Origin of the sequence: Sphingopyxis italica (assembly GCF_011926545.1) — a bacterium.
GTDB lineage: Bacteria > Pseudomonadota > Alphaproteobacteria > Sphingomonadales > Sphingomonadaceae > Sphingopyxis > Sphingopyxis italica.
Genome location: NZ_JAATIT010000004.1, coordinates 524,663 through 537,795 on the forward strand (window position 1 = coordinate 524,663; position 13,133 = coordinate 537,795).

General features: G+C 66.2%; 12 protein-coding genes. 4 read left to right on the forward strand and 8 right to left on the reverse strand.

Annotated features, from left to right (window positions below; all coding sequences use genetic code 11):
• Window positions 1–150 precede the first annotated feature (150 nt).
• A complete protein-coding gene (locus GGR90_RS16945) occupies window positions 151–2,442 on the reverse strand; it encodes an EAL domain-containing protein (protein WP_167922549.1) in 2,292 nt (763 codons plus the stop codon).
• Window positions 2,443–2,557: 115 nt separating this feature from the next.
• Window positions 2,558–4,300, reverse strand: coding sequence for an acyl-CoA dehydrogenase family protein (locus GGR90_RS16950; RefSeq protein WP_167922550.1), 1,743 nt, complete (start codon window positions 4,298–4,300; stop codon window positions 2,558–2,560).
• 51 nt (window positions 4,301–4,351) lie between these two features.
• Between GGR90_RS16950 and GGR90_RS16955 the strand changes: the two genes are divergently transcribed.
• Entirely contained in the window at window positions 4,352–5,299 is a 948-nt protein-coding gene (locus tag GGR90_RS16955; protein WP_167922551.1) for an L-threonylcarbamoyladenylate synthase, read from the forward strand.
• 185 nt (window positions 5,300–5,484) lie between these two features.
• On the opposite strand, the gene GGR90_RS16960 is transcribed toward GGR90_RS16955, so the two are convergent.
• From GGR90_RS16960 to GGR90_RS16970, 3 genes are all read right to left on the reverse strand, one after another.
• A complete protein-coding gene (locus GGR90_RS16960) occupies window positions 5,485–6,384 on the reverse strand; it encodes a DMT family transporter (protein ID WP_167922552.1) in 900 nt (299 codons plus the stop codon).
• A gap of 208 nt (window positions 6,385–6,592) precedes the next feature.
• Window positions 6,593–7,372 carry an SDR family NAD(P)-dependent oxidoreductase gene (locus GGR90_RS16965; protein WP_167922553.1) on the reverse strand — a complete coding sequence of 260 codons (780 nt, stop codon included), beginning with the start codon at window positions 7,370–7,372 and terminating at the stop codon, window positions 6,593–6,595.
• Between the two features lie 10 nt (window positions 7,373–7,382).
• Window positions 7,383–7,871: a thioredoxin family protein gene (locus tag GGR90_RS16970; RefSeq protein WP_167922554.1), complete on the reverse strand. Its 489-nt coding sequence runs from the start codon at window positions 7,869–7,871 to the stop codon at window positions 7,383–7,385.
• Between the two features lie 55 nt (window positions 7,872–7,926).
• Between GGR90_RS16970 and GGR90_RS16975 the strand changes: the two genes are divergently transcribed.
• Entirely contained in the window at window positions 7,927–9,444 is a 1,518-nt protein-coding gene (locus GGR90_RS16975) for an acyl-CoA carboxylase subunit beta (protein ID WP_167922555.1), read from the forward strand.
• Window positions 9,445–9,551: 107 nt separating this feature from the next.
• Here the strand turns inward: GGR90_RS16975 and GGR90_RS19715 are convergent, their stop codons facing one another.
• On the reverse strand, window positions 9,552–10,400 hold the full coding sequence (locus GGR90_RS19715) for a LytTR family transcriptional regulator DNA-binding domain-containing protein (protein ID WP_167922556.1): 849 nt from the start codon (window positions 10,398–10,400) through the stop codon (window positions 9,552–9,554).
• 92 nt (window positions 10,401–10,492) lie between these two features.
• Between GGR90_RS19715 and GGR90_RS16985 the strand changes: the two genes are divergently transcribed.
• Window positions 10,493–11,638 carry an acyltransferase family protein gene (locus GGR90_RS16985; protein ID WP_167922557.1) on the forward strand — a complete coding sequence of 382 codons (1,146 nt, stop codon included), beginning with the start codon at window positions 10,493–10,495 and terminating at the stop codon, window positions 11,636–11,638.
• Window positions 11,638–11,835 (forward strand): hypothetical protein, encoded by a 198-nt coding sequence (locus tag GGR90_RS16990; protein WP_167922558.1) that lies wholly within the window; start codon window positions 11,638–11,640, stop codon window positions 11,833–11,835. Before GGR90_RS16985 ends, GGR90_RS16990 begins: the two co-directional genes overlap by 1 nt.
• A 186-nt stretch (window positions 11,836–12,021) precedes the next feature.
• Here GGR90_RS16990 and GGR90_RS16995 read toward each other — a convergent pair whose 3' ends face one another.
• Both GGR90_RS16995 and GGR90_RS17000 read right to left on the reverse strand, forming a co-directional pair.
• Window positions 12,022–12,501, reverse strand: a complete 480-nt coding sequence (locus GGR90_RS16995; RefSeq protein WP_167922559.1) for a GNAT family N-acetyltransferase — start codon at window positions 12,499–12,501, stop codon at window positions 12,022–12,024.
• Between the two features lie 31 nt (window positions 12,502–12,532).
• Window positions 12,533–12,949 (reverse strand): hypothetical protein, encoded by a 417-nt coding sequence (locus GGR90_RS17000; protein WP_209023818.1) that lies wholly within the window; start codon window positions 12,947–12,949, stop codon window positions 12,533–12,535.
• Between the last annotated feature and the right edge of the window lie 184 nt (window positions 12,950–13,133).

Genomic DNA, 13,133 nt, shown 5'->3' on the forward strand with positions numbered 1-13,133 from the left:
GCCGGAGCCGCCGCCACCCAGGAATCGCCAAAACCAACCCATGACAAATCTCCTGTTTAGACTGCCCACGAGGAACAGTTAACGGAGCATATACCTTAATTAGTAAGGTAAATCGAGTCTTAACTATAAGCATTGCCGCCAGTTTGGCAGTTATGCGATGCGGTTTTGAGGATGGGCGCTGAGGGTCGCGGTCAGTTCGGAAAACAATTGCGGTTTTCCAAGATGATAGCCCTGGCCGACATCGCAGCCGAGGCCAACGAGCAGCGCCATGGTTTCGGCATCTTCGATGCCTTCGGCGACCGCGACGGCGCCGAGGCGATGCGCAAGATCGATCGTCGATTTGACCACTTCGAGGTTCCGCTGCGAATCGCGCATCGTCATCACGAATCGCTTGTCGATCTTGATCTCGTCGGCTTCGATCTCGGTCAGATATTCGAGGTTCGACTGGCCGGTGCCATAATCGTCGATCGACAGGCGGATGCCGGTGCGGCGCAGCTGCGCGAGCGTCTGGCGCGCCTGGCGGCTGTTTTCGATCTGCGCGGTTTCGGTGATCTCGATCGTCAAAATCTCGGGCGGCAGGTGATGCGCGGTCAGCATCACGCGGATCGTGCCGACGAGATCGCTGTGGTCGAGCAGGCTCGCCGAGAGGTTGACCGACATGTTGATGTGGAGGCCGCGCTCGCGCAGCTGCGCCGCCGAGCGGATCGCCTGATCCATTACGAACAGCGTGAGGCGATAGATGTCCTGGCTCTTTTCGGCCTGGACGATGAATTCGTCGGGCGGGATCGGCCCGCGCGTCGGGTGCGTCCAGCGCGCAAGCGCCTCGACCCCGACGAGCTTGTTCGTCGCGATGGCATATTGCGGCTGGAAGGCGACCCAGATGTCGCCGCCGGTCAGCGCGTCTTCGAGCTGCGAGTGGAAGCTCAATTGCCAGCCCGCGTCTTCCTTTTGGCGCGAGGTATATTTGGTCCACAGCGACCGCGTGCGGATCGCGCGTTCGGCGGCGACGAGCGCGGCGGCGAGGCGCTGCGCGTTCGAGCCTTCGAATTCGTCGTTGACCCCGAAGGCGATCGCGACGTCGACGCGCAGTTCGCCGATCGTCAGCGGCGCGTTGAACAGCGCCGCGAGGCCGGCGAGCTGCCCCTCGATCTGGCTGTGCTGATAATAGGGCACAAGCCATGCGAAGGTGCCGTCGAGATCGTGATGGAGCGTCGTGCCCTGCGAGGCGAGCTGGAGGCGGCGGGTGACCTGTTCGACGAGCTTGGCGATGCCGTCGCCGGGGATGAAGGCGGCGAGATCCTCGAAATTGACGACCTTGGCAGCGACGACCGTCGCGCTGCCGAATGCCGCCTGCGAGCGCAGGGCTTCGAAATTCGGCAAGCCCGACACCGGGTTTTCACGCTGCGCCGAGCGGCGGCGGCGGGTGCGCGAAACATTGGCGCTGACCGCCGCCATCAGGAAGCAGGCGCCGCCGATCTGGGTCGCTATGAGCGACAAGCCCAAAGCAACCTTGGCCGCGACAAGCAGCAGCGTCGTGACCAGCGCGACACGCGAATACCAGCGTCCGCTTTGCCACGTCAGCGCGCCGATCAGGATGATCGAGGTGATCGCAAGAGCCGGGAGCCAGCCGATGTCGACGGGATCGCCGCGCTTGAGCGCCTCGCCCGCGATCAGGTGAATATAGGCACCAGGCAGCTTGTCGTGGCCGGGCAGATAATGTTTGTCCGGCGATGCGGCGGCGGTGAATGCGAAGATCACATCCTTGCCGCGCAGGAGTTCGGGGTCGAGCTTTCCCGTCATCACATCGATCGCGCTATATTGTTTGATCGTGTCGGTGTCATAGGAAAGGTCGAGAGCAAAAATTTCCGGCCGGGCGGGTTGCCGGTCGGCCAGTTTGGCGGAGAAACTGGGCAACAAGCGACCATTCGCCGAAACCGCGAGAGGCACTTTCCACACCTGCCAGAATTCATATTCCCAGCAGATACAGGCTTGTTGCGCGCGGGTGCCGAACGCGGGGTCGGGCCAGTAATCGACCACAGCGGTGGTGCCCGTCGTGCTGCTTCCCGGTACGGCGAGCACGATCCGTCGACCCATATCCCGAACGGCATTTACCAGCTGGGGAAAGTCGCGGTCTTTGAGGCGGCGTTCATAGGAAAAATCGACGAAAAGCCGCTTGGCGGGCGACGCGTCGACCGCGCTGATCAATTGAGCGTGATGCGAGACGTCGAAATCCTTGTTTTCGACGGCCTGCATTGTCCTGTCGTCGAGGCCGACGACAACGGTGTCGCCCGACACCGGCCGCCAGGCGACGCTGCCCACCGCGGCCTCGATGATACGGTCGATCGGTTCGGTGATCGCCGACAACCCCGCCGCGATGCTGAGCAGCAGCGAGAAGGCGATCGTTCGCCAGCTGATGATCAGACTTTTGACCGGGAAGGGCACGCACGTCTCCAGCAATTGCCGGTCCGCATCTAGTGCCAGATGGTTATCATCGCGTTAATTATGAATGAAATCCCGCGTCGCGCCGTGACGCGTCCGGCGCAGGATTCCGGAGGTTTCAGGCGATCGCCGGCAGCGGTTCGAGCGCCGCGTCGCCGGCGAGCGCCGACGCCGCCAGCCCGGTCGCCGCGGGGACGATCTGCTGAAGGTAGAAGCGCGTCGAGACGATCTTCGCCTCGAGGAAGGCGCGGTCGCCGTGCTCCTCGTCGAGCGCGGCGCGCGCCGCCTTGTGCTGGATCGCCATCAGCCAGCCGCAGGTCGCCGTCGCGAGCATGGTGAGATAGGGGTAGCTGCCCGCGAGCCGGTCGCCGGTGTTCGCATTGACCATCCAGTCGGTGACCGCGCGGCACGCGTCGACGAGCTGCTGCAATTCGGGGAAATCCGCGGCGCCGTGCGCGATATCGTCGATCAGGCCGCGAACGAGATCGCCCCCCGCCATGCCGAGCTTGCGCCCGACGAGATCGGCGGCCTGGATGCCGTTGGTGCCTTCGTAGATCGGGGCGATGCGCGCGTCGCGATAATGCTGCGCGGCGCCGGTTTCCTCGATGAAGCCCATGCCGCCGTGCACCTGCACGCCGAGGCTCGCGACCTCGCAGCCGATGTCGGTGGCGTGCGCCTTGACCAGCGGGATGAGGATGTCAGCGCGCATCGCGGCCGCCTCGTCACCGAGTTTGCCGAAGTCGATCTGCGCCGCGGCATAGTAAGTGAGCGCGCGCGCGGCCTCGGTCTGCGCGCGCATTCGCCACAGCATGCGGCGGACGTCGGGGTGCCGGTCGATGGTGACGGGGGTGCGGTCGGGCGAGCCCGCGAGCGCCGACTGGACGCGTTCGGCGGCGAAGCGCTGCGCCTGCTGCGTCGCGCGTTCGCCGATCTGGATGCCTTGGCAGCCGATCATCAGCCGCGCATTGTTCATCATCACGAACATCGCGCGCATGCCGCCCATTTCGTCGCCGACGATCTCGCCGAGGCAGTCTTCATCCTCGCCATAGACCATCACCGCGGTCGGCGAGCCGTGGATGCCGAGCTTGTGCTCGATCGAGGCGCAGTGGACGCCGTTCGAAATCGTCGGCTTGCCGTCCGCGTCCAGGCGGTATTTGGGGACGAGGAAGAGCGAGATGCCGCGCGTTCCCTCGCTTGCGCCCGGGGTGCGCGCGAGGACGAGATGGACGATATTGTCGGAGAGGTCATGCTCGCCGAAGGTGATGAAGATTTTCTGCCCCTTGATCCTGTAGAGGCCCGCGTTCGGGCCTTCGGTGACCTTCTCCGCGGTCGAGCGCAGCGCGCCGACGTCGCTGCCCGCGGCGGGCTCGGTCAGGTTCATCGTGCCGTTCCACTCGCCGGTGACCAGCTTCGGTAGCCAGGTCTGCCGCTGTTCCTCGGTGCCATAGGCCATCAGCGCGTGGATCGCGCCGGGGGTGAGGATGCTGCACAGCGAAAAGCCCATGTTCGCGCTGCCGAGCGCCTCGATCACCACCGTCGCGAGGGTGAAGGGCAGGTCCTGTCCGCCATAGGCGCCGGGGCCGTCGATACTGCCCCAGCCCGCCTCGACGAACTGTTTGTAGGCCTGCTTGAAGCCCGGGGGCATGGTGACCTTGCCGTCCTGCCACTTGGGGTTTTGGGTATCGCCGATGCGGTTGAGCGGCGCGTAGACGTCGGCGGCGAACTCGCCGATGCCGGTGACGATCGCCTCGACCATGTCGGGGGTCGCGGCGGCGAAACGCTCGTGCTGCGCCATCGCGTCGATGCGTGCGATATGATTGAGGACGAAGAGCTGTTCGGTCGTGGGCGGCGTGTAAGACATGGGTTGGGCACTTTGCTGGTGAATATCGTTGCGCGGGCGCTATAGCGCGGCATGGCCGAAGCCTCAAAGTCCACAATTATACTTCCGTTCGATAGCGCAGCTATCGCCGAGGCGAAGACGCTGATCGCAGCGGGCGAGCCGGTCGCGGTGCCGACCGAGACAGTCTACGGCCTCGCCGCCGATGCGCGCGATCCGCAAGCGGTCGCGCGCATCTATGCCGCGAAAGGGCGGCCCGATTTCAATCCGCTGATCGTTCATGTGCCGGACCTCGACGCCGCCGAGCGGCTGGGGGTGTTCGGTGCGGTCGAGCGGTCGCTGGCGGCGCGCTTCTGGCCGGGACCGCTGACCCTGGTGGTGCCGCGGTCGGCCGACTGCCCGGTGGCGAGCATCGCGACGGCGGGGCTCGACACGATCGCGCTGCGCGTGCCGGGGCACCGCGCGATGCAGGCGCTGCTCGCGGCAACCGGCGCGCCGCTCGCGGCCCCGAGCGCCAATGCGAGCGGGCGAGTGAGCCCGACCAAGGCGGAACATGTGCTGGCGAGCCTCGACGGGCGGATCGTGCTGGTGATCGACGATGGGCCGACGAGCGCGGGGGTCGAATCGACGATCGCGCGGGTCAAGGATGGCGCGGTCGAGATACTGCGGCCGGGGCCGGTGACGGCGGAGATGCTGGCGGCCGCGAGCGGGCTGCCGGTGACCGGGCGTCAGGGCGCCGACGTCGTCGCGCCGGGAATGCTCGCGAGCCATTATGCGCCGGGCAAGCCGGTGCGGCTGGGGGCGGTGGATTTTGCCGAGGACGAATATGCGATCGGGTTCGGGGCGGTCGCGGGCGATTATGATCTGAGCGCGGCGGGCGATTTGACCGAGGCCGCGGCACGGCTGTTCGACGCGCTGCACGCGGGGGCGGCGAGCGCGAAGGCGAAGATCGCGGTGGCGGCGATTCCGATGGAGGGGCTGGGCGCGGCGATCAACGACCGGCTTTCGCGCGCCGCGGTGTGAATTTGTTTCGCGCAAAGACGCGAAGACACGAAGAAGATACCTCAAAACCCGTTCGCCCTGAGCTTGTTGAAGGGCCGTTCTTTCTTGCAGCGCCAAAGAAGAACAGTGCTTCGACAAGCTCAGCACGAACGAAGTTTAAATGAGATCTTCTTCGCGCCTTTGCGCCTTTGTGTGAGATATTTTTTCTAAGCCGCCGCTGGATCCACCGGATCGCCGTGCGGGGCCTTGCGCGCGACGATCAGGCAGGCGGCGACGATCAGTAGCGCGCCGATGAAGGTCGGGAGCGTCACCGGCTCGCCGTAGAAATACCAGCCGAAGAGCATCGCCCAGAGGAAGCCCGTATATTCGGTGGTCGCGAGGATCTGCGTCTCGGCGCGGGCGTAGGCCCAGCTTAGCAGCAGCAGCGAACTGGTCGCGAGGATCGCGGCGCCGACGATGTTCGGGGTCTGGGCCGCGGCGGGGATGGCGAGGAACCATGGCGCCCCCAGCGCGAGGATCGCGGCGACGAAGAAATTCTGGAAGAAGGCGATCTCCATCGGCTCGGCCATCTTCGCCTGTCGCCGCGCGAGGATGAGGTTATAGGCGTAGAAGATCGCCGAGAGGAACACCGCGCCGACCGCCCACAGGGCTTCGTCCGAATAATCGCCGCCGAGCTTGCCCGCGACGATGACGATCACGCCTGCAAGCCCGAGCAGCGAGGCGGCGATCGAACGCGGGCCGATCTTTTCGCCGAGAAAGATCGCGGCCATGTAGAGCGCCATCAAAGGCGCGACGAAGGCGAGCGCGATAGCCTCGGCGATCGGCAGCCGCGCGAGCGCCCAGAAGAAGCAGAGCGCCATCCCCGCGACAAACAGCGAGCGCCAGGCGTGAATCCGGAGCGTCGCCCGGCCGGGCCATTTGGGCCGGCTCGCGAAATAGAGGAGGCCGCTCAGCAGCGTGCCGGCGCCGGTGCGCCAGAGCACGGCGTTATAGGCGCCGATGTCGATCGACAGCCCCTTCATCAGCACGTCCATCGCCGAATAGGTCGCGATCCCCGCGCAGGCGATCAGGAAGGGGATGACGGGCGAGGGCGAATCGGGGCGCATGGGGTCGCTCTAGCGGAGAATGATGCTTTGATCGCGCGTTTGGTTGGAATGGCCGTTTGGAGGTGGTGAGTTGCCATTTCTAATCTTCGTCCTTCCCGCGAAAGCGGGAACCCAGTTGCGGCGTCGGCTCGCTGGGTCCCCGCTTTCGCGGGGATGACGAAGATTAATGCGGCACGGCCGCAATCGGCCGAAACCGGGCGGGTTCACCTTACCGAAACGTCGCCTGACCGGCGCCGTCGATGTTGAGTTTCTGGCCCGAGCAATAGGAATTGGCATCCGAGACGAACCAGGCCACCGCCGCGGCGACATCGGCGGGGACGGCGACGCGGCCGAAGGGCATTTTGGCGTCGAGGTGGTGGATGTCGTCGTTGCCGGTGATCGCGCGCGCGAGGCGTTCGCCCATGTCGCTGACGGTCAGCGAGGGGGCGACAATGTTGACGCGGACGCCGTTTCGCATCTCCTCCTTCGCAAGCGTGAGCGCGAGGGCTTCGCCCGCCGCCTTCGCCATCGTGTAGGGCGCGCCGTTCGGCGAATGGGTATAGGTCGCGATGCTCGAGATCACGATGATGTCGCTGCGGGCGTGGCTGCGGAGCTGCGGCAGCGCGAGGCGTGACAAGCGATGCGGTCCGGCGGCGTGGACGGCGAAGAGCTTGTCGACTTCCTCGGGGCTGGTGTCGGCCACCGACAGCCCGCGGCTGGCGATGCCGGCGTTGTTGATCAGGATCGACAGCGGACCGAAATCGGCCTCGACCGCGGCGACCATAGCGGCGCAGGCGGCCTCGTCGGTGACCGACGCCTGATAGGCCTTCGCCTTGCGGCCGAGCGCCTCGATCGCGGCGACGGTTTCGGCGGCGGCTTCCTCGCCGCGGGTGTAATTGACCGCGACGTCGGCGCCCGCTTCGGCGAGACCGATCGCGATGCCGCGGCCGATGCCGCGCGAGGCGCCGGTGACGAGCGCGACGCGCCCCGCAAGGTTCGTGTCGACCATATCTCTCTCCCTAATCCATCAATTCATCATAGATGTCGTCGTCGCTGCGGCTTGCGGCGTTGCGCCATTTGGGGGCGGCCTTGCGGTTGAGGACGGTGCCTTCGGCGTCGAGGATCGCGACCGTCGGCGTGCCCTTGATGCGGAAGCCGAAGCGTTTGGGCACGTCGGGATTGCGACCCAAGCCCTTCACATGCGGCATGCCGATGTCGGCATAGACGATCGCGTAGCGGTCGCGGACGGGGGCGAAGCGGTCGGTGGCGAGGAGGTTGGCGAGCCACGCGCTGTCGTGGCATTCGTTCGCGCCCATCACGAGCAGCACGGGCTTGCCCGACTGTCTCGCTCGCGCGAGCGCGGCGTCGATCGCGGGCATCGGATCGGCGATGAAGGCGCCGGTCTTATAAGCGTCCTCGACGCCCGGGATCGTGCGTTTCTCGCTGGCGGCCGCGGGGGCGAGCGCGAAACACGCGGCGGTGAGGGCGAGGGCGATCGGGCGGCTCATGGCACGACGATAGGTTTTGCATGACGTTTCCGTCAACGTAAGATAGCCTTCGCCGATGAGCTGGGAAAAAGAAGTGGGCGAACTTGGGCAGCGCCGCGTGATGGCCGAGAAGATGGGCGGCGAGGAAAAGGTCGCGCGGCAGCATAGTCGCGGCAAGATGGATGCGCGGGCGCGGCTCGCGGGGATCGTCGACGAAGGCAGCTTTCGCGAGATCGGCAAGATCGCGGGGCGCGGGCGTTATGGCGCCGATGGCGAGCTGGAAGATCTGGCGGCGAGCAATTTCATCTTTGGCCGCGCGAATATCGACGGGCGGCCGGTGGTCGCCTCGGCCGATGATTTCACCGTGCGCGGCGGCGCGGCCGACGCGGCGCTGCACCGCAAATTCATCCAGTGCGAGGCGATGGCGCATGAATATCGCCTGCCGCTGATCCGCATGATCGACGGCACCGGCGGCGGCGGGTCGGTCAAGTCGCTCGAGGATATGGGCTATACCTATATCCCGCATGTGCCCGGCTGGGACGAGATTATCGCGAACCTCGACACGGTCCCGGTCGTCGCGCTCGCGCTCGGGCCGACCGCGGGGCTCGGCGCGGCGCGCGTCGTCGCGAGCCATTACAGCATCATGGTGCGCGGGCTGTCGCAGCTGTTCGCGGCGGGGCCGGCGGTCGCGGCGGCGATCGGCGACACGCTCGACCGCGAGGAGCTGGGCGGCAGCGACGTCCATACGCGCAACGGCGTCGTCGACGACGAGGTCGCGAGCGAAGCCGAAGCGTTCGCGGCGGCGCGGCGGTTCCTGTCCTATCTGCCGTCGTCGATCCACGACCGCGCGCACCGCACCGAATGCAGCGATCCGGTCGATCGCCGCGAGGAGGCCTTGCTGTCGGTCGTGCCGCGTGAGGCGAAGCAGGTCTATTCGATGCGGCGGATCACCGGCGCGGTGTTCGATTCCGGCAGTTTCTTTGAGATGGGCGCGCGCTGGGGGCGGGCGGTGATTACCGCGTTCGCACGATTGGACGGCTGGCCGGTCGCGGTGCTCGCGAGCGATCCCTCCTATCTCGGCGGATCGTGGGACGCGAAGACGAGCGAGAAGGCCGAGCGGTTCGTGAAGATGGCCGACCAGTTCCGCCTGCCGATCGTCCACCTCGTCGACAATCCGGGCTTTATGATCGGCGGCGAGGCCGAGCGGACGGGGACGATCCGGTACGGGGTGCAGGCGATGAACGCGATCTACCGCGCGACGGTGCCGCTCGCGAGCGTGGTGGTGCGGCGCGCCTACGGGATCGCGGGGAGTGCTATGTCGAACGCCGAGCGCTTCCAGTATCGCTTCGCCTGGCCGTCGGGCGACTGGGGCAGCCTGCCGATCGAGGGCGGGGTCGAGGTCGCGTACAAGAGCGAGCTTGAGGCGGCCGACGACCCGGCGGCGCATCTGGAGGCGATTCGCGAGCGATTGAACCGCGTGCGCTCGCCTTTCCGCACCGCGGAGCAATTCGGGGTCGAGGATATTATCGACCCAAGGGATACGCGGCCGTTGCTCTGCGAGTTCGCGGAGTTGGCGTGGCGGGTGGTGGGGTAAGTCACCCACAGTCGTCATCCCCGGCTTGATCCGGGATTCATTGCGGCGGCGTTGTCTGGATCCCGGATCAAGTCCGGGATGACGAAGAGTTGGGACGTGGGGGCTTATCACCCCTCGAGATTCCCCCGGTACCGCCGGCTGCCGCGCAGCGTGTCGCCGCTGTCCATTTCGACGTCGAAGTCGCCGCTCTTGTGGGTGACGACGCGGCGCACCGCGCCCTTGCGGACGAGGCGGCTCCGGTGGATGCGGGCGAAGGCGGGGCCGAGGTCGGCCTCGATCCCCAACAGCGTTGCGCGGTGGAGCAGGCGCTCGCCGCGCCATGCGATCTCGACATAATTTCCCGCCGCCCCGACATGCTCGATCTCGTCGATCGGCAGGTGGTGCGTGACCGCCCCGTCGCCGACCGCGAGCGTCGCGCGGGGCGGTGCTGCCGCGGGCGGCGCGGCGTAGCGCGCGACGAGCCACTGGACGAGGAAGAGGATGAAGACGAGCTCGACATAGGCCGAGAGATCCTTGCGGAATTCATAGAGGATCGGGGATCCGTCGGGCGAGGTGAAATGATAATCGAGCCCCATCGTCCACCACAGTATCGTGCGAAAGGCGACCATCAGCGCGATATGACCGAGCGAGACGGGGATCGCGAGCAGCGCGTGGATCGCGATCGCGGCGGGCAGGGGGACGCGCGGCGGGCGGATGCGCCGGACCGCGAACCAGCACGGGATCATCATCACCGCCCAGGCGATGAGGCTGCTGCCCTCGAGCATCCAGGCGATCGCCGGCGAGGTTGCGAGGCCCGCGCCCTCGCGGTCGGCGATGTAGGAATAGACATTGGCGGTGATACGGACGAGGCCGAAGAGGAAAATCGCCGCCAGCAGCAGCGCGGTGAGCGCGCGGGCGCTCAATCCGCTCGTCCCGGCACCGCCGCCGTTCGTCCCTCGCACCTCTTCGTCCGTCACACCGGCTCCGCATCTCGTCCCGCCGGGATCGCCCGCCGGCCGTCCTTCCGATTAGCGGCTGCGGCCTCAACCGGCAAAGGAGATTCGCCGCGATGGACAAGACGCGACATTATGGAATGGACTGGCTGCGGATCGGCGCCTTCGCGCTGCTGATCCTCTATCATATCGGCATGTTTTTCGTGCCGTGGGGCTGGCACGTCAAAACCCCGCAGCCGATGGATTGGGTGCAGATCCCGATGATGGCGACGAACAGCTGGCGGCTGCCGTTGCTGTTTCTCGTCTCGGGCTATGCGAGCGCGGCGCTGTTCGCGAAGCTGGGCACGCCGGGGGCGTTCCTGCGCTCGCGCGCCGCGCGGCTGCTGATCCCGCTCGTCGTTGGGATGATCGTCGTGATCCCGGTGCAGCCGTGGATCGAGCTTGTCACCCAGCATGGTTATGCGGGGAGCTTTTTCCATTTCTGGACCCGCGACTATTTCCGCTTCGGGACGGTCGACGGGATCGTGCTGCCGACGTGGCAGCATCTGTGGTTCGTCGTCTATCTGTTTGTTTATACGTTGCTCGCGGTGCTGCTGCTCCTACTGATACCCGACGCGGCGCGGGCGCGAATCGCCGATGCGGCGGCGCGGCTGCTCGGTGGGTGGGGGATGCTGGTGATGCCGCTCGCGGCGTGGATGGCGATCCTGTTCGCCTTTCCCGGCTCCCCCGAGACCCATGCGCTGTTCGACGACGGACCGAACCATCTTCACTATCTGGTGCCCTTCTTCATCGGCTGGCTGCTGCGCGTGCGGCCGGTGCTGTTCATGGCGGTGGCGCGCTGCTGGCCCGTGGCGGCGGTGCTCGCGGTCGCGGCCTATGGCTACGTCGCCTGGGCGATCTGGGCGGCGCCGGGCGAAGGGCCGCCGCCGGTGGGGGTCGTCACCTGGTTCATGGCGGTGCGGCTGGTGCAGGGTTGGGCGGCGATCGTCGCGCTGGTCGGGATCGCCGACCGCTGGTGGAACCGCGATCATCCGAAGCGCGCGATGCTCGCCGAGGCGGTGTTTCCCTTTTACATCATTCACCAGACGGTGATCGTGCTCGTCGGCTATGGGTTGCTGGTGGCTGGGGTGGGGCCGCTCGCCTCCTTCCACATCCTGCTGATCACGACCGCGCTTGGATGCTGGCTTTTCTATGCGATCGGGCGCAGCATCGGCTGGCTGCGGCCGCTGATCGGATTGCAGCCCAAGACGGGGAGGGTGTGATGGGCGCTTTGAAAGGCATTTTGGCGATCGTCGGGGTGGCGATGATCCTCGTCGGCGGGCTGTGGGCGCTGCAGGGGCTCGACATTGTGCGCTGGCCGGCGGAGAGCTTCATGCTCGGCGACACGGTATGGACGCGCAATGGCGTCATCCTTGCGGTGGTGGGCGTGGTGCTGGTCTGGTTCGCGCGGAAGAAATAGCAAACGACTACAAATCCAATCGATCCGGGTTGTATGCTGGCCGACGCGCATATGCCGAGCTGGCCGATGGAGCGGCGGAGGCCGAGAGGGGGACGCCAGCCCCTCTTGCGTCATGCCGGACTTGATCCTGCATCCATTTCAGCCGCGGCGTCATGGGCCCCGGATCAAGTCCGGGGTGACGAATGTTCAGGAGGACGCCAGCTTCGTCAGCGCATCCCCGTCGACGCGCATCACGGTCCATTCGTCCATCAGCTTGGCGCCGAGGCTCTGATAGAAGCCGATCGACGGGGCGTTCCAGTCGAGCACCGACCATTCGAGCCGCGCGCAGTCGCGTGCCACGCAGAGCTGGGCGAGATGCGCGAGCAGCGCCTTGCCGAGCCCCGAGCCGCGTGCTTCGGGGCGCACGAACAGATCCTCGAGATAGAGGCCGGGGCGCCCTTCGAAGGTCGAAAAATTGTGGAAGAAGAGCGCGAAGCCCTGCGCCGCGCCGTCGATCTCGCCGATCACGACCTCGGCATAGGGACGCGCGCCGAACAGATTTTCGCCGAGCCTGGCTTCGTCGAAGCGGACTTCGTGCGACAGTTTTTCATATTCGGCGAGGTCGCGGATGAACTGCGCGATCAGCGGCAGGTCGGCGGGGGTGGCGGGGCGGATCGAAAGGGTCATGGCGGTGCTGTGTCGGCGCACGCGCGCGCTGTCAAATGCGCGCGCGAAGTTTCAGGATCGCGAGCGCCGCGATGACAAGCGCGGGCTGGCCGAGCACCGCGGGGGCGTCGGCCCAAAAGGTCGCGGGGCCGCAAATCCCGGCGGCGACCTCATAGATGTGGAGCAGGCCGTGCAAGGTCAGCCACAGCCCGCCGACGAATGCCGCGCGCCAGCGGCGGGCGGGATCGGCGGTCGCATAGAGGAGGATCAGCCCCGAACCCAGATAGGCGAGCCCGATGTCGCGGATGAAATGCGCGTTGGGCGGGCCGGTCGTGACGACCGTGGGGACGAAGACATACCAGTCGAGCGGTTTTGCGAGCATGAAGGCGCCGTTGGCGATCGTCGTAACCGCGGCGACGAGCAACAGGAGCTGGACGAGGCGGTCGAGGCTGTCGGGTTTGGCGGGCATGACGGGTTGCTCCTGCTGGGGAGAGCGAGGCTAGCTGCTACTGACAGCGATGTAAAAGGAGATGTGGGGGCTTTGAGGACGGCGGCTTTCGACCGGTTGCGGACATTGCGGTCAATCGCGATCATAGTTACCTTCTCAATATGACGGATAATCAATCATTCGTGCCTGCTTCGCTTGCTAATCC